Annotated in this window: 1 pseudogene; it reads right to left on the minus strand. The window is 69.7% G+C overall.

The annotated features are described in order from the left end of the window. Positions 1-317: pseudogene (locus J0695_RS41350) on the minus strand (acyl-CoA synthetase FdrA); the annotation flags it as partial.

The raw sequence follows: 317 nt of genomic DNA on the forward strand, positions 1-317 counted from the left end.
CGGCCAGCAGGTCGAGCGCGTCCAGCATGGAGGTGCCCCCGACCTCGCCGGACAGATCGCGTCCGCCGACCCCGATGATCTGGCTGACCCCGGTGCCGTAGGAGTGCAGCAGGGTGGAGATCTGCTGAAGTCCCGTACCGGAGGCGCCGATCAGGCCGATCGGCCCGCGTCGCACCGCGTTGGCGAAGCCCAGCGGGATGCCGTCCAGGACCGCCGTACCGCAGTCGGGTCCCATGACGAGGAGGCCCCGTGCGTGGGCTTCCGTCTTGAGGAGCACCTCGTCGGCCACGGACACGTTGTCGCTGAAGATGAAGGCG

This window comes from Streptomyces beijiangensis, from assembly GCF_017315755.1.
GTDB lineage: Bacteria > Actinomycetota > Actinomycetes > Streptomycetales > Streptomycetaceae > Streptomyces > Streptomyces beijiangensis.